This is a genomic window from Affinundibacterium nitidum, from assembly GCF_014284155.1.
GTDB lineage: Bacteria > Pseudomonadota > Gammaproteobacteria > Burkholderiales > Burkholderiaceae_D > Undibacterium > Undibacterium nitidum.
Window position 1 is genome coordinate 923,378 of sequence record NZ_JACOFZ010000001.1, and the last position, 18,554, is coordinate 941,931.

General features: G+C 45.1%; 19 protein-coding genes. 8 read left to right on the forward strand and 11 right to left on the reverse strand.

The window, feature by feature from the left end:
• Positions 1-4: 4 nt before the first annotated feature.
• On the reverse strand, positions 5-1,615 hold the full coding sequence (locus H8K36_RS04015; RefSeq protein WP_186914969.1) for a M1 family metallopeptidase: 1,611 nt from the start codon (positions 1,613-1,615) through the stop codon (positions 5-7).
• A 286-nt stretch (positions 1,616-1,901) separates the two neighbouring features.
• Between H8K36_RS04015 and H8K36_RS04020 the strand changes: the two genes are divergently transcribed.
• A complete protein-coding gene (locus H8K36_RS04020; protein ID WP_186914968.1) occupies positions 1,902-2,564 on the forward strand; it encodes a response regulator in 663 nt (220 codons plus the stop codon).
• Positions 2,565-2,624: 60 nt separating this feature from the next.
• Here H8K36_RS04020 and maiA read toward each other — a convergent pair whose 3' ends face one another.
• Both maiA and H8K36_RS04030 read right to left on the reverse strand, forming a co-directional pair.
• Positions 2,625-3,275, reverse strand: coding sequence for a maleylacetoacetate isomerase (maiA, locus tag H8K36_RS04025; protein WP_186914967.1), 651 nt, complete (start codon positions 3,273-3,275; stop codon positions 2,625-2,627).
• A gap of 76 nt (positions 3,276-3,351) precedes the next feature.
• The gene (locus H8K36_RS04030) at positions 3,352-5,892 is read right to left on the reverse strand and encodes a DUF349 domain-containing protein (protein WP_186914966.1); all 2,541 of its coding nucleotides are present in this window, start codon (positions 5,890-5,892) and stop codon (positions 3,352-3,354) included.
• Positions 5,893-6,074: 182 nt separating this feature from the next.
• Here H8K36_RS04030 and H8K36_RS04035 point away from each other — a divergent pair, with 182 nt between their 5' ends.
• The 5 genes from H8K36_RS04035 to H8K36_RS04055 all read left to right on the forward strand — a co-directional run bounded on the left by H8K36_RS04035 (position 6,075) and on the right by H8K36_RS04055 (position 10,931).
• A complete protein-coding gene (locus H8K36_RS04035; RefSeq protein ID WP_186914965.1) occupies positions 6,075-7,847 on the forward strand; it encodes a M14 family metallopeptidase in 1,773 nt (590 codons plus the stop codon).
• A gap of 120 nt (positions 7,848-7,967) precedes the next feature.
• Positions 7,968-8,426 (forward strand): hypothetical protein, encoded by a 459-nt coding sequence (locus H8K36_RS04040; RefSeq protein WP_186914964.1) that lies wholly within the window; start codon positions 7,968-7,970, stop codon positions 8,424-8,426.
• Between the two features lie 230 nt (positions 8,427-8,656).
• Positions 8,657-8,983: a hypothetical protein gene (locus H8K36_RS04045; protein ID WP_186914963.1), complete on the forward strand. Its 327-nt coding sequence runs from the start codon at positions 8,657-8,659 to the stop codon at positions 8,981-8,983.
• The gene (locus H8K36_RS04050; RefSeq protein WP_230404283.1) at positions 8,980-9,849 is read left to right on the forward strand and encodes an HDOD domain-containing protein; all 870 of its coding nucleotides are present in this window, start codon (positions 8,980-8,982) and stop codon (positions 9,847-9,849) included. The genes H8K36_RS04045 and H8K36_RS04050 overlap by 4 nt, the downstream gene beginning before the upstream one ends.
• 101 nt (positions 9,850-9,950) lie before the next feature.
• Positions 9,951-10,931, forward strand: a complete 981-nt coding sequence (locus tag H8K36_RS04055; RefSeq protein ID WP_186914962.1) for a GGDEF domain-containing protein — start codon at positions 9,951-9,953, stop codon at positions 10,929-10,931.
• Between the two features lie 53 nt (positions 10,932-10,984).
• Here H8K36_RS04055 and H8K36_RS04060 read toward each other — a convergent pair whose 3' ends face one another.
• Positions 10,985-12,331, reverse strand: a complete 1,347-nt coding sequence (locus H8K36_RS04060) for a porin (protein WP_186914961.1) — start codon at positions 12,329-12,331, stop codon at positions 10,985-10,987.
• 417 nt (positions 12,332-12,748) lie between these two features.
• On the opposite strand from H8K36_RS04060, the gene H8K36_RS04065 reads away from it, so the two are divergent.
• Entirely contained in the window at positions 12,749-13,987 is a 1,239-nt protein-coding gene (locus H8K36_RS04065) for an SGNH/GDSL hydrolase family protein (RefSeq protein WP_186914960.1), read from the forward strand.
• Positions 13,988-14,109: 122 nt separating this feature from the next.
• On the opposite strand, the gene H8K36_RS04070 is transcribed toward H8K36_RS04065, so the two are convergent.
• Genes H8K36_RS04070 through H8K36_RS04085 form a run of 4 tightly spaced genes read right to left on the reverse strand, consistent with a single transcriptional unit; the run spans position 14,110 to position 16,551 of the window.
• Positions 14,110-14,574, reverse strand: coding sequence for a DoxX family protein (locus H8K36_RS04070; protein WP_186914959.1), 465 nt, complete (start codon positions 14,572-14,574; stop codon positions 14,110-14,112).
• A 46-nt stretch (positions 14,575-14,620) separates the two neighbouring features.
• Positions 14,621-15,397 (reverse strand): HvfC/BufC N-terminal domain-containing protein, encoded by a 777-nt coding sequence (locus H8K36_RS04075; protein WP_186914958.1) that lies wholly within the window; start codon positions 15,395-15,397, stop codon positions 14,621-14,623.
• On the reverse strand, positions 15,390-16,268 hold the full coding sequence (gene bufB / locus H8K36_RS04080; RefSeq protein WP_222611107.1) for an MNIO family bufferin maturase: 879 nt from the start codon (positions 16,266-16,268) through the stop codon (positions 15,390-15,392). The genes H8K36_RS04075 and bufB overlap by 8 nt, the downstream gene beginning before the upstream one ends.
• A gap of 28 nt (positions 16,269-16,296) precedes the next feature.
• Positions 16,297-16,551 (reverse strand): BufA1 family periplasmic bufferin-type metallophore, encoded by a 255-nt coding sequence (locus tag H8K36_RS04085; protein ID WP_186914957.1) that lies wholly within the window; start codon positions 16,549-16,551, stop codon positions 16,297-16,299.
• 215 nt (positions 16,552-16,766) lie between these two features.
• On the opposite strand from H8K36_RS04085, the gene H8K36_RS04090 reads away from it, so the two are divergent.
• The gene (locus H8K36_RS04090; protein WP_186914956.1) at positions 16,767-16,982 is read left to right on the forward strand and encodes an RNA-binding S4 domain-containing protein; all 216 of its coding nucleotides are present in this window, start codon (positions 16,767-16,769) and stop codon (positions 16,980-16,982) included.
• 73 nt (positions 16,983-17,055) lie between these two features.
• Here the strand turns inward: H8K36_RS04090 and H8K36_RS04095 are convergent, their stop codons facing one another.
• The 3 genes from H8K36_RS04095 to mobB form a co-directional block, all read right to left on the reverse strand.
• Positions 17,056-17,469 carry a hemerythrin domain-containing protein gene (locus H8K36_RS04095; protein ID WP_186914955.1) on the reverse strand — a complete coding sequence of 138 codons (414 nt, stop codon included), beginning with the start codon at positions 17,467-17,469 and terminating at the stop codon, positions 17,056-17,058.
• Between the two features lie 244 nt (positions 17,470-17,713).
• Entirely contained in the window at positions 17,714-17,917 is a 204-nt protein-coding gene (locus tag H8K36_RS04100) for a YjfB family protein (RefSeq protein WP_186914954.1), read from the reverse strand.
• 51 nt (positions 17,918-17,968) lie between these two features.
• Complete coding sequence (gene mobB, locus H8K36_RS04105) at positions 17,969-18,514, reverse strand: molybdopterin-guanine dinucleotide biosynthesis protein B (protein WP_186915740.1); 546 nt, start codon at positions 18,512-18,514, stop codon at positions 17,969-17,971.
• Positions 18,515-18,554: the final 40 nt, after the last annotated feature.

Consider the following 18,554-nt stretch of genomic DNA (forward strand, 5'->3'; position numbering starts at 1 on the left):
ACTCTCAAGGCTTCATCTCAACTTTACCCTCGAATAACTGACGCACATTCGGATCAAGAGAGATAAATTTCGGCGCGGTATCGACCTTTAGCTTAAAGGTTTCTTGTGCTCTACTGACATTGATGGCTTGTATCTGCAATTTACCATCTGACATCTGCAGCGCAAGTTCTAGTGGAAAACGAAACAAGTCTTTGCCCGTTTGTTCGAGATTGAGAACAACTTCGCGATTCGCCTTATCGTAGCTCCAAGTGCCAGACAATTTTGGATAACCGGCTTGATATAGCCATTGTTGGAAAAAACCTTTCAAGTCTTTGCCGCTGGCCTGCTCCATTGCGGTTTGAAAATCTTCACTCATCGCATTCTTGCCAGCGAATTTCGCATAATAGGCACGTATGCCCTGCCAGAATACTTCATCGCCAAGGTCTTGCCTCAACATATGCAAAACCCATCCACCTTTTTCGTACGTGTTTGGGCTGAGCACATTTTTAGGGTCTTGAATTTCTGTGTCAACGATGGGACGCCAGACTTTTTGATGATAGCGAATAATTTTTTCGCGATCAGCCAATTGTTGCCGCAAAAAACGATCACGTCCGTAAGTGTGTTCAAGATAAAGATTCGTGAAGTATGTCGCGAAGCCCTCACTTAACCAAACATGGTGCCAATCATTCTCAGTCGCAGAATTACCAAACCATTGATGCGCAATTTCATGGGCCACCAAACCCTCTTGCTCACCCTTTCCAGTGACCGAATTCTCGAAGTAGAAAATCGTGTTGGCATTTTCTAATCCGCCGAAACGCGTTTTCGATTGTACGTTCGCGAGCTTTTTGTATGGATAGGGACCTATCTTTTGCTGAAAGAATGTTAAAGGATTGATCGCTACTGCGTAATCACGGAATCCCTCACTACGATTCTGTGGAAATACCCAACTAGTAATCGCAACCTCATTCAACTTAGCGCTTTCTTGCATCGCAAACTTAGCAACGCCAATCACCATGACTTTGACGGCGAGTGGCACCTCTTCTTTCCAATGGGTCAGCTTACGATTAGCATCAATATAACTCTCTTCCATCTTTAAGCCATTTGCGATCACACTATACTGTGCTGGCGCGATGACAATAAATTCCACGGCGGCTTTATCACTGGGATGATCGATGGTTGGCAGCCATTGATGCCCATGATTAGGCCAATTATCGGCAAAAAAGACGCGATCACCATATTTATTCTTGCCAATATTCAAACCACTAGCAGGTTCACCTCGATATTGAATATGAAAGACTTTCATATCCCCCGCTTTGGCGGCTTCTTTCAACTCAATCTTCAATCGATCCGCTTGATGTACGAAGCCCTGCGCTTGCTCATTCAAACTCACCGCCTGCACCTCCATCCCTTTTCCTTCAGGATTCTTATTGGCAAGATCGAGACTAAAGCCTGTCGCGGGCGCTAAAAACTTCACAGTCACTTGCGCCTGAGCTTGCATCACGTCATTTTGATCATTCAACTCCAATAAAAACCGATAGCGTTGAATATCGATATCCTTGTTTCTGGGGTAATGATCATCAGCATAAGCGCTGCTAACAAACAACAGCCCCAACAATAAAGAGACACAAAATTTCATATTATTGACCTATCAAAAAAACATCGATGTCGCAAACCACAGTGTTGCGCAGCTTTTGGCAAAACAAAACCCGGCAGGAAAACACACAGCTAAAGGCACGCTAGCTATAGGTTCGACGCAAATCACGCATACCAGTTATGTAAGTGAAGTGATATCAAATATATCAAAACTAGATTATGACAAAAAAGTCTGCAAAAAATTCGTTTGAAGCAATTTAACTTTTTTCACATTTAAGCACTTGTTTCCCTACTCCGGATCACATATGATTAAATCGAACGAAACGACAATGTCCAAGACCAGGGAGATACTGATGGAGAAGCGCCATAGCAGTAACAAGCCCGATTGGCATACACATTATCCTTATACGAGCACCGTGAGGAACAATGTGACACCGAATGGCAAAGCACTAAGCTACCATGCACTGATGTCTTTACACAGTGAGAGTTCTTTTTCGTCCGACGATGACGATGACGATAGCTTGGTTTTCCTCTCTGAAAATGAAGACGAGCAAGAACAAACGAAAGCCGGGCAGGCTTGGAAGATACTGATTGCCGACGACGATAACAACGTCCACGATACCACCGTGCTCGCACTCAGCGGCGTACATATTCATGGAAAACCCTTAGAGTTTTTGCACGCTTTCTCGGCGAAAGAGGCTAAGGATATCGCCATCAGCAATCCAGATACGTCCTTGATTTTGCTCGATGTAGTGATGGAAACGGTAGATGCGGGCCTCAAGTTAGTCAATGTACTGAGAGATGAGCTTTCTCGGAAAGACTTACGAATTGTCTTACGTACCGGCCAACCAGGATATGCAAAAGAAAACATTATGAGCAGTTATGCCATTGATGGTTACGCCACTAAATCCAAACTAACTCGATCAATTTTGATTTCCATGCTCAATGAAGTCTTGGACGATACCCAAAAATCGGATGATCTAGCTAATTAGATATTAGATATCAATTCATTAGCCGCAGGTAAAAAAGCCAGGAACATTGCCTGGCTTTTTTTATTCTGCGTCTGCTTGCTTTGCTGGGGAAGCAGCGATAAATTCTGGCAATTCGAGGCAACGCTGGTTGATCGCCATCAAAGTCGGATAAGGACTCATATCCAAGTTGAAGCGTTGCGCATTGAAAATTTGTGGAATCAAAACGCAATCAGCATATCCGGGGCGGTCTCCGAAACAGAACAAACCGCGACGAGGATCATTTGCAAGGCGTTGTTCAAGTGCCGCAAAACCGACTGCGCACCAATGCAGGTACCACGCGTTTTTCTGTTCGTCGCTTACCCCCAATGTTCCACTCAAATATTTCAAAATACGCAGATTATTTACAGGGTGAATGTCGCAGGCAATCGCTAATGCTAAAGCACGCACATAAGCACGATCATGGGGATTACTTGGCAATAAGGGGGTCTGTGGGTATGACTCTTCGATGTACTCTAGCATTGCCAATGACTGCGACATGGGAACAGAGTCGGCGCCGTCGATTAAAGCAGGCACTAAAGACTCGGGGTTCAGTTGTTTATATTCTTCAGAAAATTGCTCGCCGCCATTACGTAAGAGATGGATAGATGCTTGTTCATAATCCAATCCTTTCAAATTCAAGGCGATACGTACACGATACGAGGCCGAGCTTCTAAAATAACCAAATAATTTCATCTTCATTCCTTATCAATTACCCGTAGTCTTGATACATCAAGCTCACTAGTCAACATTCGCCTCAGTTTGATTCTTTTTAAGCGACTAAGATGCTATCTGCTGCATGCTGGATAATCGTCTTAATTCGCGTTTGGCGCTCGGCATTAAATGCAACGGGGACAGATAAGAGGCGCACCAACAGTGTTGCAACCTGTTCTTGATCTTTACCCTGCTTCAAACTCTTTTGCAAAATTTCGAGCTGTGTTTGACGACGCTGTTGTGCCAATGTCACTGGGCTTTCCAGTTGCATCAAAATTTCCAAACTCAGAATCATATGATCAACTTCTAATGCTTTTCCGTTCAAGGTACGATTCACTTCTAACGCCACGTCGTTCTCCGCGAACAGCTGACTCAATTGCTCCCAGCGCTGCTTTAAACTACGGCCTGCTTTACTCTTGGGGATAGACAAAGTGTCCCATTCTTGAACTAAGGAGGACCATTTCGCCTGATCAATTACGTGTTCTCCTGCCATTGCCTCCGCCTGATGGACGAGACTAAGAAGCGTCAAAATTTCTTCGACACGGACTTGCTTTGCTTTCAACTGTAATTCATGCAAAGTCTTTTGCAATCGCTCAATCCCTTGTTCATACCGACGATTCAAAGCATTCTCCTCTTGACGCGGCACGGCACCAATTGCTTGCCATTCGGTTTGAATCTGACGTCGGAATTGATTGAATGCCGCGATGTCGGTCGCAATGAACTGTTCAAGTTTCTCACACACGGCTTGTTTTAGCTGCAGATGCTGTTGCCTCTCTTGATCAGCATTCAAAGCCAACTGTTTTCGAGACTCAAAAACCGCGTCACAAGCGGCGCGAAACTCTAGCCACAATTCCTGTTCCTGCTTTCTCTCCAACGAGATGTGGCTCGCTGAGCTCTGCCATTGCGTCTGCAACGTACGCACCTGATCAGCAGCATTTCTTGCATTTGCGTCTAGCCTTGTTACTTGAAGAATCAAATCTCGTCGTTGTAGGACCGTTTGCTTTTGCTCAGCGTCGAAAATACTCGTCAACCGTCCCAACAATTCTGCAAACTGTTGATCAAGACGTGTCTTCTCTTTGCGATCGACCGCACCGACGCGTTTCCAATCTTGTTGCACCTGCTGGATCGTGGTGCCAATGGTCTTCCAGTTTTTATCTGCTTGCAAAAGTGTTTCGACACTTGTTTGCATCTCACTCAACTTTTGTTCAGCTTTCGCGACGTTGGTTTTCCGTAGTTCAGCTTGCTGCTGAAAATGCTCTGCAGCTGGCGCGTAAGCTGCACTACAGGCGGCATCGAAACGTAGCCACATTTCTTTAGCCGCACCACCACTTGTCGCTTCCATTTGTTTCCATTGCCCCCGTAGGGCCGTGACCGTGTCGACGATATCTTTGGGATCCAACTTCAAATTAGCCAAACCTTCTGCGGTATTAACTAGTTCCTCACGAGAGGCATCACCGCTCCACTTTGCCCACGAAAGTAGATGATTAAACTGTTTTCGCGCCTGCAGTAGCCTATCTTTCTGCTGTCGTCCCAAAAATTGAGGCGCCGCAGCGACATCGATGTCACGCAGTTGTTTTTCAAAGGCTTTAGCCTGCTGAAAACTCCCATCGAGCAACGCGCGCTCTAGGCCATCGAGCGCATCGTTGAATTGAGCAGCCGTCATTGATACCACATTGCTTGAACGGTGTTTTACTTTATCTGATGGTGTCTGAGCAGAAGAAAACTCCGCCACCGCCTCGCTGCCAGGCTTGATATCAACCAAAGCTTCGACGCTTTCGCTCTCATGTTTAACGACAACAGAACCTGTATCTACGTTTTCAGCGAGCTTGACCGCGCCGATGAGCTGCGCTTGATAACGTTGAAGTGCGAGTTCGGCTTCTTGCACGGTATGCTTCGGGAGGGATTCTGCCAAAGGGTGCGTTATGCAATGTTGGAATTCTTGTTGCCATACCTTCAGCAGCGTCTGCGCTTGCACAAGGTCGTCATTAATTTCCTTGCACGCGTCGTTAATCAGGTTTAATAGACGACGTTGCAACTGCACTTGTTCGGACATGCGTTGCTCCAACTGCACTCGCAATTGCTGGAACTGTTGTAAGGAATGATCAGGAAATAGAGCGATGGCCTCTCTCTGTGTATCAAGTTGAATTAGGTGATTGGGCAAGAGATAGTCTAGGCTTAGCAGGTGGCTAGCTTGTTCTAAACAGCCTTGTACAGCATTTGCATTTAACTCGAACTGATGCATTTCCTCTAAGCGCGACCCAGCAAGTTTATTAACTCGTTTATCACTTTTCTTAAAGACGTTTCTGATCTGTTCCAATCCCTGTTTGCTATGAACGTGCTGAGCCGCGTACAAGCGGCCATCAGCAAAATCACAAGCTAGCAGCATTTCAATCACCATCGCTTCATTATGGATCGCGGCATCGAGTTTTTGCTTCCAGATTTGTCTATCTCGCTCTTGCTGTTCTTGCTTTTGCTTGACTTCACTGTCCTTATTCAACTGAGCATTCGCATGTTCAGAGCCTTTTACGGACTGGGAACTAAGTGTTGCGGACTTTGAATGGCTTCGACCAGGGAAAAACTTATTAAGAAAGTCAAACATAGTGTCATTGCTTGGATGGAAAGCAAGCATGATAGCAAGACTTAGCGCATCACAGCAAAGTTCTTAGCTATAGTGTCGACGTGGATAGAACGCGGAAGGCTGAGATTTAGTCACATGCTAAAATGAATAATCAAAATTAGACTCCTCCCCTCAAGCATATGCACAAACTTTTTACCCCATCTATGTTTGCAAGCCTCTTCCTCAGTGGGGTTGCGACCATTTCTTCACTGGCGACCGCAGCAGATCTCCAAACCAAGGCAGAGAAAACGGGATTTCAAGAGACTGGGCGCTACGAAGAAGTGATTCGGTTATGCCATAGCTTCGCGAAACAATATCCACAATTCGTCAAGTGTGAACAATTCGGTGAGACTCCAGAGGGTCGGCCCATGCATGTCTTGATCGCGTCGAAATCGGGGAGCTTATCAGTATCCCAGGCCAAACAAAAAAGAATCCCTGTAGTCTTGATCCAAGGGGGTATTCATGCTGGCGAGATTGATGGCAAAGATGCGGGCTTCCTCGCCCTTCGCCAAGTCTTGGAAAATCAAGCTGCAGCCGATGCGCTAAAACATCAGATTTTATTATTCGTTCCGGTATTTAATGTCGATGGTCATGAGCGTTTCAGCACGAACAACCGCCCCAATCAACGCGGCCCGAAAGCGATGGGTTGGCGCACAACCGCACAGAATTTTAACCTCAATCGAGATTACTTGAAGGCAGATGCTCCTGAAATGCAGGCCATGCTTAAGCTTGTAAATCGCTGGGACCCTGTTGCAGTCGTCGACTTACATGTGACTGATGGCGCAAAATTTGAGCATGATGTTTCGATACAAGTCGAACCTAGCCTGAATCAAGACCATCCGTTGGCAGACATTGGCCGTCAATTTCAAGACGCTGTAATTTCTGATTTGGCAAAGCATGGTTCGCTGCCCTTACCCTTCTACATGTCGTTCGATGAAGAAGATAATCCGATGTCGGGATTTAGTAATAACGTGTCGACACCACGTTTTTCAACGGGCTACTTCCAGTTGCGTAATCGCCTCGCGATGTTGGTTGAAACACACTCTTGGAAAGACTACCCGACTCGTGTACGAATCACGCGCAATACCATCATCTCAGTACTCGAGCAAATCGATAAGAACGGAAAAGCCTGGCAGCAACAACAGAAAAAGGCGGATATAGAAAGCAGTAAGATGACGAATCAAGCACTTGCTCTGTCCTACAAAAACACCGACAAAAGCAAAATCATTGAATTCAAAGGGTATGCCTACAATCGCAGTCTGTCAGAAATTTCTGGCGGGCAAATGACACGCTACGACGAGACCAAACCGGAAATCTGGCGAGTTAAGTTACAAGAAGAGCTCACACCCGATATCGTTATTAAACTGCCTGGTGCAGGTTATATCATTCCCAAAGCTTGGGCGGTCTCCATTGAACCAAAACTAAACATTCACGGAATCCGCTATTCAATCATCAAATCGAACACCGATACGATTCCGCTTGAGACATTTACAGCCACCAAAATCACTTTTAGCCCGCAATCTATTGAACATCATCAAATGCTGGCCGTTGAGGGAGAATGGCAAACTGATCAAGGGAAAATTCTCGCAGGTTCTCTTTTTGTGCCAAGCGGTCAAGCCAAAGCAAGACTGATCGCTCAGCTTTTCGAGCCTAAGGGTGGCGATTCTCTACTGAACTGGGGATATTTCAATAATGCTTTTGAAATGAAGGAATATATGGAGGCCTACGTTACCGAAGAATTTGCGCGAGAAGCATTGCAATCTTCTCCCACACTCCGAAAAGAGTTTGACGAGCGATTGCTGCAAGACCCAGAGTTCAAGAACAATCCAAGTAAGCGCCTGAGTTTTTTTGCGCGTCTTCATCCTTCTTGGGACACATCCTTTGGTAAATATCCAGTGATCAAAGTCAATGCGTCTTCGGCAATCCTAATTCGTTGAATGCATTTTTTGAGTACTTACATTTAGAAACAAAATACTAAGGTTTACGTTTCAAACATGTCCTCCAAAAAATATGGCCTGCCGTTATAGGCTTATGTATGTGTTTTTATGGAGGACATCATGTCACACTTCACAAAGTTAAAAGTTATCGCGATCGCTTTCGGCATTGCGATCACAGCTTTCACTGGAAATACCGAGGCGCATGAGCGCTTTTATGGCGGCACGTCTTATCCAATCTCGCCGGTGAACTCCTATAGCTATGTTTACTACCCAGGGGCGCAAGTGTATTACGCACCCAATGGTCGCATTTGGTACTGGAACGATGGCTACGCGTGGCGCAGTGGTTATTCATTGCCATATGGCTTCAATGTCGACTTCCGTCTTGGTGGTGTCCCTATTAGCTTACGCTCCGCCTTGCCTTACCGAGAACACCATTATGTTGATAGTTACTACGGTCGCCCATGGCGTGCCCGCCAACATTATGAACACCGACGCGAGCGCGAGGATCGCCACGAAAGATGGCGCGAACATGATCGCGGATATGATCGCAATGACGATCATGGCGGTAGACGGTGGTAAATATATATTTGGGCCTTAATTACTCGCAAATAAGGCCCAATTTCCGCTCATAACACCCTTATTTGCTTCGCGCACTCCTATCAACAGTCAACAATATGTAGGAAACAGACACTATTTGGTTTCTTTATTGAAACATTGCATAGAAAGGCATACTATTAGACTCTGCTAATACCATCAGCGAAGCACGCTGCATTTGTTTTGACGCAGATTTAGATAGGAAACGGCCTCATATGAGTCAACGACATCGTTACCTGCCAATCCCAAGAATTAGTGCTGGGATGATTCTTGCGGACGAGCTACTCGACAAGCTTGGTCATGTATTACTTCCTGCCGGCACAAAACTCACTCAAAACATGATCAACTCGATGGAACATCATGATGTCCATCAATTATCTATTGTTGTTGAAGAAACTGAAGAAGAAATTCTAGAAGATCTCGCTGCAAAGCAAAAAAAACGCGACAGACTTAAGATCGTATTTCGACATGCCCCTTACGATGAGCCAACTGCCACCTTGAAGGTATATGTTGAAAAATATCGCGAAAGCACGACATCATGAGCCAATTCATCACCGACAGCGAAGACCATCAAATTTCCCTCGAAGAAGTGATCAACAAGATCAATGATTTACCTATGCTACCCGACGTTGCGAAAGAGATGCTCAATGATCTCAACAACGACGATATTAGCCTCGACACGATTGTCGAAAAAGTCAGTCTTGATCAAGCACTCGCTGCTAAGGTGCTGAGGCTAGCCAACGCTTCAATTTATGGTGCCAATTCAAAAGTCGTGACGATCCAACAGGCAGTTGCATTATTGGGAATCAAGAATCTCAAAAACCTCATTCGTCTCAGCATTTTTACTAAACATCTACCCACAGCCGCGTGTCGTGGGTTTGATAATCAAGCCTATTGGCGTCATAACATCGCTACCGCAATTTGCGCTGAATTAATCTCTCGTACACTGCACATGAAACATGATTTCGCGTTCACCGCGGGCCTGCTTCATGACATCGGGCGCTTAGTATTGGTCTCCCGCTTCCCTAAAAAGTATGAAGAAGTCATTGCATGTGCGAAAAAAAGTGACACCACGTTATTGGAGGCAGAACGGATAGTCTTAGGTGTTGATCATGTCGCGGTAGGACTGGTACTTGCCTTACAGTGGAATTTCTCGGATGCTATTCAAGATGGCATTCGTGGGCATCACGATCCCGATGATAGAGAGTTAAACTCCGTTGCCTCTATTGTTCACGTAGCCAATTCTATTGTGCATGCGCTAGACCTAAACGATTCCGACACGGAACTCGTGCCACCAATCTCGCAACACGCATGGGACGTACTATCGTTGAGCGAAGAATCCTATCTCGCCATCTTCCACGAGACTGAATTACGGGTTGAAGCAATGAATCAAATGCTTCAAAACTGAGTAGTTTCGGTTATCATTTCAACTAAATTGCGGTTTTAGACTCACCGCACAGTCATTATTACCTCACCATTTCTCACGTTTTCGCATAATCAGAGGTCAACTTGGAACACTTAAAGCAATTTAAAGACACTGATTTCGACATAAGTAATATCCAACTTTTTCGCAATATTCAACCTGATCAGCTGCATTTCATTGCACAGGCAATCGGCCATTGCCCGATTCTTAGAGCTCACTCTGGAGAAATCGTCCTCGATAGCAATAGTGGTAGCAGCAATTTATTTATTCTTTTGCGTGGTACGCTAGCCCTCACCTCCAACACTGCGCGCAGACAGCTCGAAAGTTCGACAGTTCAATATTTTGCGGGAGAATGTGTTGGTGAGATTTCGGTCCTCGACGAAGAAGGTCACCTCTCAACCATCGCAGCAGTCACTGATAGTGAGCTGCTAGTGATTGATTCTGAAACGATGTGGAAACTCATCGACGAATCGAACGGCGTAGCACGTAATCTTCTTCAACTACTGTCTTTCCGTATCAGAGCGGCAAATGCACAACTACGTAACCGACAAAAGGTGGGGGAATTTTATCGTCAACTTTCAATGGTGGACGGACTAACGGGCCTCAACAATCGCTCTTGGTTAAATACGCAACTCCCCGGGCTCATCGACAATGCAAGGGCAAGTGAAACCGACCTGAGCATTATCATGGTCGATCTAGATCATTTTAAGCAGTTCAATGACCGCTTTGGCCATGTGTTAGGTGACGAAGCCTTACAAGCTGCCGCAAAAGTTATTAGCGCCGGCCTTCGCCCTACTGATTTCGCCGCACGATATGGCGGAGAAGAAATGATCATCATTCTACCGAATACGAACAAAGAATCCGCTCTAGTCGTCGCAGAACGCCTTTGCGATCGAATTCGCAATACCAAAGTATTTCAAAATGATGCCATCTCACTCCCCCACATCACGGCTTCGCTTGGCCTAGCAGGTTTGGCGGAGGGGCAAGATGGATTGGGCGTAATTGCAAGCGCAGATGCTGCCTTGTACCGCGCAAAAGAACGCGGCCGAAACCAAGTAGCAATGTAATTTTTGTACAAAAAAAGGCGTCCAATGGACGCCTTTTTTATAGTAACACTATCTTAGAAGCGATGGCGCATACCAACTTGCACAGCACGCGCGCTACCACCAGGCGTTTCAGTGAAACCACCAGACGCACTCGCTGCACCTAAAGCGTATTGACCGTCGTTCTGATTCTTGATACGACCGAACACTGTGTACAGATCTGTACGTTTTGACAGGTTATAGTCATAGCCGATTGCAATCTGGCTTGCATCGCTGTTAGACAGCGTACGATCATCCTGACGACTGAACGAAGTCATGATACGACCGTTGCCGACTTTGTATTGCAAACCCAAACTAAAGCTTGTTGCATCGAGCTTGAAGTTTTTCGCGACAGTTGTACGGAAAATGCTAGTCCAAGCAGCCAATACTGGAGCAGGAACACCAGCAGCTTTCAAACTCGCACCAATTTCTTTGTCCCATGCATCGTAGAACACTGGCAACAAGATTGAATTTTCATTCTTCATTGCTTGATAACCAGCGAAGAATTTAAAGTCGCCTGTACTATAAGAACCACCTGCTGTAGAAGTGATCAAGCCAGTAGTGCCGTCCATGTTTGTGCCACGGTTATAACCAATACCGACATCAAAACCGTTAGCTTTATACTTCACCATACCAGCAATGAATTTGTCATCGAGACCAACATAACCGGAATTTTTGAAGCCGTACATCAAAGAAGCAGCAATGCCATTTGGCAATTCAATACGGTATTGCAATGCCTTGTTGGAGCGAATCGCCATACCGGAGGTCAACAAACCACCTGTACCACCAGTGATACCACCCCAGCTACCTGCCATACCGCTTTCGAACGTGTCTGCACCATTGAAAATTTCATACGCTGGTGTGTACATACGTCCAGCCAATACAGCGCCAACTGGTGTAATCAAACCGACCATAGCTGTACGATCGAACATACCGCCATCAGGTCCACCTCCGCGTTGCAACACATAAGTGTTAGTCGCATTCACGTTGTACTTAGGCTGCAAAGCTTCACGCACGCCTTGTAAAGTTTGCGCTGCTGCACCTTTCAGCACAGGACTGCCGAAATCTGGAAAAGACATACCCTTAGTTAATGCATAACCTTGGTAGTCACTGATATTGCCTGCCTTGTTAGAGCCAGTATCGACTTCAACACGCGCTTCCAAGTTAAAGATAGCTTTGTAGCCACCACCCATGTCTTCTGTGCCTTTAAAGCCCAGACGTGAACCATCGGCGATACCACTCACCATTTTGGTCTGATTGGCTTTGCCGTTCGAATTGAACTGAATACCCGCGTCTAAAATACCGTAGACGGTGACATTCGACTGCGCCAAAACAGGAGCCGCGAAGCAAGTGCCTAACACTGCTGCCAACATTTTTAGTTTCATTTTTTACTGTCCCCAATAAGAGTTCTTTTTAAACCTAGCTGAAACGAACGTACGTACTAATTTCATACCTCAAAATATGACATTGATCTTGAATCTTGTATAGGATCAACATAGAGAATTCACCGTTTGTCGCAAAAATGACACGCCTAATTTTTCTGTTCAAACCACGATTTCTAGACTACCCTATTCAACTTCGGATTACCTCTGAAACTCACGAATTTTTAGCAATAAAGACCAATGCCAAACGCTACAGAAATGCTTAACTTATTCATATTTATTTTCGAATATTTCTTCTAATTTTAGCTGTCGTTTAATTGCACGTTGCAACACATCAACGCAGAATATTGGCATATAGTGGGCGCTCTAAATAGCACTATCGTTCGTTTAGCCTTAATTAATAATTGACCAGGAGACAAAATGCGTCATCTAAAATTATCACTCACATTCGTAGCCGCTGCCGCTTTGGTGGCCTGTGGTGGCGGAACCAGCAGCAGCTCTAAAGATCCTGCGCCAAAAATCACCTTCTCTTCCCAAGTTACTTTTGGCGACAGTCTGAGCGATGTCGGTACTTACAAAGTTGGTACAGTTGCAGCATTAGGTGGCGGCAAATACACAGTCAATAGTGCAACAGCTAAAAACTGGACTGAAATCGTTGCTTCCAATCTTGGCTTGCCAGCACCATGTGCTGCACAAACAGGTCTCGAGGGTTTAGCAGCTCAAGGCTTTAGCGTTCCAGTTAAAGTAAATGCAGGTTGCACTGGCTATGCGCAAGGTGGTGCACGAGTCACAAATCCTGTAGGCCCAGGCAATAAATTACTTGGCGGAGCAAATGCTATTCTCGGTCAAACAACTGTTCCAGTTGTGACTCAGATTCAAAACTATTTGGCAGCAAACGGCGGAAAATTCTCTGGCACAGAGATCGTTTTCGTGAGCGGTGGTCCAAATGACGTATTTATTCAAACAGGCGCCTTGTCTTCTGCTGCAACTGCTGCGGCGACTGCAGCGATAACAGCAGCGGTTCCTGGTCAAATTCAAAAAGATATCGCAGCTGGCGTATGTAAGCCGACAGATGCACAAGCAAGCAACTGTATCGCTGGCGCAGTAGCAACATTAACTCCAACTGTTGGTGCAGCAGCAGGTGCAGCTTACGCTTCCGCTAATGCACAGACATATGTCGACGCGATTGGTACAGCTGGCACAGAACTAGCTGGATACGTGAAGAATTTGGTGTTGGCAAAGGGTGCGAAATACGTGGTCGTGGTTAACATGCCTGACATGAGTAAAACACCAGCGGCACTCTCCCAAAGCAAGGATTCACAAACTTTGTTGAATGGTATGAGTGTTACATTTAATGCCCGTTTGGTTGAAGGTTTGGCTGGTATCGACAATGTTTTGTTGGTCGACTTATACACTCGCTTCCGCGACCACTCTGCAAATCCTAGCTCATACGGCATTTCCAACATTACGACACCAGCTTGTGATCTTTCTGCTGCGAAAAATCCGCTTGGTTCATCTTTGGTTTGTACTGCAAACAACTTGATTCCAGGCGATACAAGTCGTTACTACTTTGCGGATACAGTTCATCCGACACCATTCGGTAACCAATTGTTCGCTGAGTACATTACTTCTGAAATTACTAAGCGCGGCTGGAAATAATTCATTACGTTTGTTCTGAATACATAGAAAAAGGGATCGAAAATTCGATCCCTTTTTTACATCTTAAACTTCACATCTCCGCAATCAAATAACTGATACCTTGAAGGGTTTTGAAACAGAATTTACTTTGTCCAGCGTTTCTTTAAAAAATAATCAAAGCTGAAACGACCTGGACCATAGAAAAACAAAGCACTTAACAGAAGTCCCCAATATAGGTGGTCATTTATCGCTGCAGGACACTCAAACGTCCACAACTGAGGGTAGGAAATTACTGCCATCGCGTTTACGCAGAAGAGACCTAACGCAGCTGGACGAGAAAAAATACCCAAGACTATCAAGATAGGAAAAAGCACTTCACCGCCAGCCCCCATCGCCGCTGCAAACTCCGGTGGTAAAAAAGGGACAGTGTATTCTTCTCTAAACAAACTTAAAGTCAATTCCCAATCCTGCAACTTGAGAAGACCTGCTTTAAAGAACTGCCACGACACAAAAATTCGAATCGCTAGGCTAAACAACGAACCGCCCCACTCTTGGATCTGTGCGTCGAAATAAGTCGACAACCGGTGTAACTGAATTATTTTATTCATAAAAACTTTCAAAACGTAGTGACACCTAATAGTCGCACTTGAACCGTTATTCCTTACAAAAATGTCCCACAAAAAGTCCTGCTGAGAACCACGCTTGTAGCTGGGCACCGACGTCAAAATTCGCGTCGACTTGTAACGCCACATCTAATGCGGATTCAAGAGTCTCACCTCTATATAATGCTTCTAAAGCTAGATAGCCAGCTTCACTTAAATTCAAGATTTGCGCCCCCCACCGCTGCCGACTTACGATACAGAAAGTTCGCGTATTCACCGGCGCACTAAGCTCCTCGACTTCATTTGCCTGATGCGCTTGCCAAATCACCTGTGTTGCAAACATGCTGCTATGAAAACCAACATCAGAAGCAAAACGTAAGCGAACTTGTTGAACACGATCACCGGCTTGCGAAATCATCTGTGGCAAACTAATTTTCTCTTCATCCTTCGCGTAGTAGCTACAATGCAAAATCCATTCAAGTTCAGCAACTGCTGAGATATAAGGATAATCATGCAAGCTTTCCTGTAGTGCTAAAAAGCGCGGAAAGTGCTCACCGAAACAATTCAAATCTCCAGACTGGGAGGGATATTGCCTTCCATACGAACGTGCTGCATCCTCGAAAAAATCTTCACCAACTAAACGCAATACGACGGGATAGGCGTTTGCCAAAGCCTTATTCCAAATCGCAAGCAAGTTGCCGCGATAAATAGAGAAACGCGCAGACCCCGTCAACATGTTTGTTTTCAATGCAGGTAAACCAGAATCAGATTTTGGATCCAAGAGTGAGGCCGCGAATTTTTCTTGAATCTCGCGCAAAGATTCAGACATCGCTCACCTGCTTATATTTATCTTGTATGGCGCGCGCTTTAGATGCCTCTCCCAGCAAAATTTCGATTGCTGGAACATCAGTATCCCATTCGATCAAAGTAGGTATGCTCGGTGAAATTTGCTGGCAGACTTGTTCGTATAATTGCCAGACGTGATTTTTTACTTGACTGCCATGATCATCGATCAAACAGTCTTCAATTTGCGAATGTCCGGCTAAATGAATCTCTCGTATTGCAGACACTTGCTCAGCGTATTGTGCAAGCTCTGCCTGAGCATCTTCACCGTGGTTGAACTGATTGACGAAAACATTATTGACATCAAGCAGAATACCGCAGCCCGTGCGCTGACTAAGTTGACATAAAAACTCTGCTTCCAACATCTGATCCGCCTGAAAACGAACGTAACTAGAAACATTCTCAATCAACACAGAACGTTGCAAACAGTTTTGAAGATAGTCGACACGTTCACACATGAGTTGTAAGGCCTCCTGGGTCAAAGGCAACGGCAAAAGATCATTGAGATGACGTCCGTTGATACTTCCCCAACTGAGGTGCTCTGAAACTAAAGCAGGCTGAATACGTTCGACTAAACGTTTCAACTTACCGACATGGGCATCATTAATGCCTGCCGCAGAACCCAGCGCTAGGCCCACTCCATGTAAGCTAATCGGATAATCTTGCGCTAATTTCTCAAGAACAAATAGATCGAATCCACCCTCTGCAAAATAGTTTTCCGAATGGACTTCTAGCCAATCGATATCGATTTTATGATCGAGAAAATGGCGATAGTGAGGCGTACGCAAGCCGATACCAACCCCATGTAGAGTTGGTATCGGCTCATGCTCAGGGACGGAAAATATGGGGGAATTCAAAAGATAGTTTCCGTTCAGTGACAAAAACTTAAGCCTTAGGAGCCTCTAATTTTCCGCCCATTTTTTCACAAGAACCTGCTGGTACTTTTTTCCATTCATTTGGATCATTGTCTTTTTTAGATTGACCAGCGCAAGAGTGACTACCATTTTTGGTAGCGCAATCATTTTGACCTGCTTTTGCCACGCCCCAGCACTTTTCAGTCTTAGGAGTGTCTGCAGCCATTACAGCTGATGAACTTACCAAACTTGCCAACGCAACTGCGATCAATGCTTTGTTACTCATGTTTATTCTCCAAATATAAAATTAAACGTATCTAAAGTAAGTAATTCAGACACAACAAAGGAACTACAAGGAGTAGTCGAACCATCTGAACAAACCTTACAGATCTTTATACGAAATTTATCTGCATTTGGATTCTGCCGAGATTTAATAAACTAGTAAAGCAATTAAAATGGTGTATCCTCGCGTTTTCAGATAGATGATTTAACAGGAAGATCATGCAAGACATCACATTTACGGTCGAAGGCGAATTCGTCGAACTCAATCAACTCTTAAAACTTATCGGTGTTTGCGATAGTGGCGGCGCTGGCAAAGTCATCGTTGCGGGTGGTCAGGTAAAAGTCGATGGTCAACAAGAGTTGCGCAAGACCGCGAAGATTCGCCCCGGACAGGTGGTAGAACTGGGTGACATTCGTGTCAAAGTCACGGGTTAATTCGATATTCAGGATAACAACACCACAAAAAAAGCACCGCGCGCGGTGCTTTTTTCACTTAAGCTCACATAGCTTATGCTGCTTCAACAGCGATCTCATTGCTAATTAGATATTGAGCAAGCATATTATCCATGGTGTCGACATGATGTTCGAACCACAATGGCAATTCTTCTGCCAAACGTTCCCCTAAGTCACGCTCCCCTTCCGCAAACCGACGACGCACCTCTTGCATTACCTGAAGCACCGCATCGTGCTCACCTTGATGGCAAGCTGCAGGTGGAAAGCCAGCATCACGCATCCAACGATTCTCTTGCTCAAAATGTTCGATGGAGTGCTCAATCAGAGCATCAAGACGATCGATAAAAGGAGACTGCTCTTCACTTTGGGCTAGTGCTGCACACAAGGTTACAAATTCTTGATGCGTCGCATCCATTAATTGATGCTTCAAACTCAGGCGTTCAGACCAGCCCCATGTTGGCGTTGTCATAAAGATTCCTTGGAAGATTGAATAAAATTTCTGCTCACCCATTGTCAAAAGTGCTGCAGGGCAATATTTCTTATATCGCCTAGATTATCTCGCATCGCAACATTTTTTGCAGGCGATTTCACAATAATTCATTGATTTGACTCAAAATATTTGCAATGTGTCTCGCACAAAACCAAAACTTCTAGTTTGGACATAAAAAAACAGCACTCAATTGAGTGCTGTTTTTATTCGATTCAATTCAGAATCAAGCCGTCGTATTAATATTTCGGCCAAGATTCGGTGGGAGATTGGGCACGTTGGCATTGGAATTAGGAATCGCTTCAATCAACGCTGTCGCGCTTTCCTCACTAATGTCCTGTGCTTTTTTCAACACCGCAATGCTGACCTGTTGGCTCACGCCCACATCGGCTAATGTGGTTGCCGTTCTGGCAATTCCGGTAACGTCCATGACAATTCTCCTTATCTACACTCGTGATAACGGATCCTGATGCCCGAAACTTTAGGCTTGCGGTGAAGTTTTTTCGTATTGTGTATGTAAAGTTTGAATTAATTGCATGACATATTGCCAGACTGCATGAGTTTGATTGAGATCCAGCCAAATTAAACCCTCGCGCGCATCACTTGGTTTCGTCTGGTCGGACGCCACAGCCTTAATCCATAGATCTGTTGGATACAGCGCAGGTTTTCCTAAACCAGGGCGCCAGACTTCAATTTTTGGAATTTCTGCCCATTTATATCCCTCAATGAGATTGACATCAGCTGGTGCCAATTCTTTCAACAGATCATCTAAACTGGGTTCAGTTTGATCTCGCAATTCACGTACTAAGGCAATTCGATAAGGTGAAGCCAATAAAACTTCCTGCGCACCTGCCTGACGAAAACGCGCCGTATCTTTGTGCTTTGGTTCTAAGATCACATCGTGATGGCTGTGCTTAATCACATTGACCTTAAGACCGGCCAGTCCTAATTCGTTGATTAACTTCTCCAGCAGAGTAGTTTTTCCGCTACCAGACCAACCGACAATGCCAATACAAGGTGTCTTCATCACGAGAATTCAAAAAAAAGGGAAAGTATAGCGAAATACT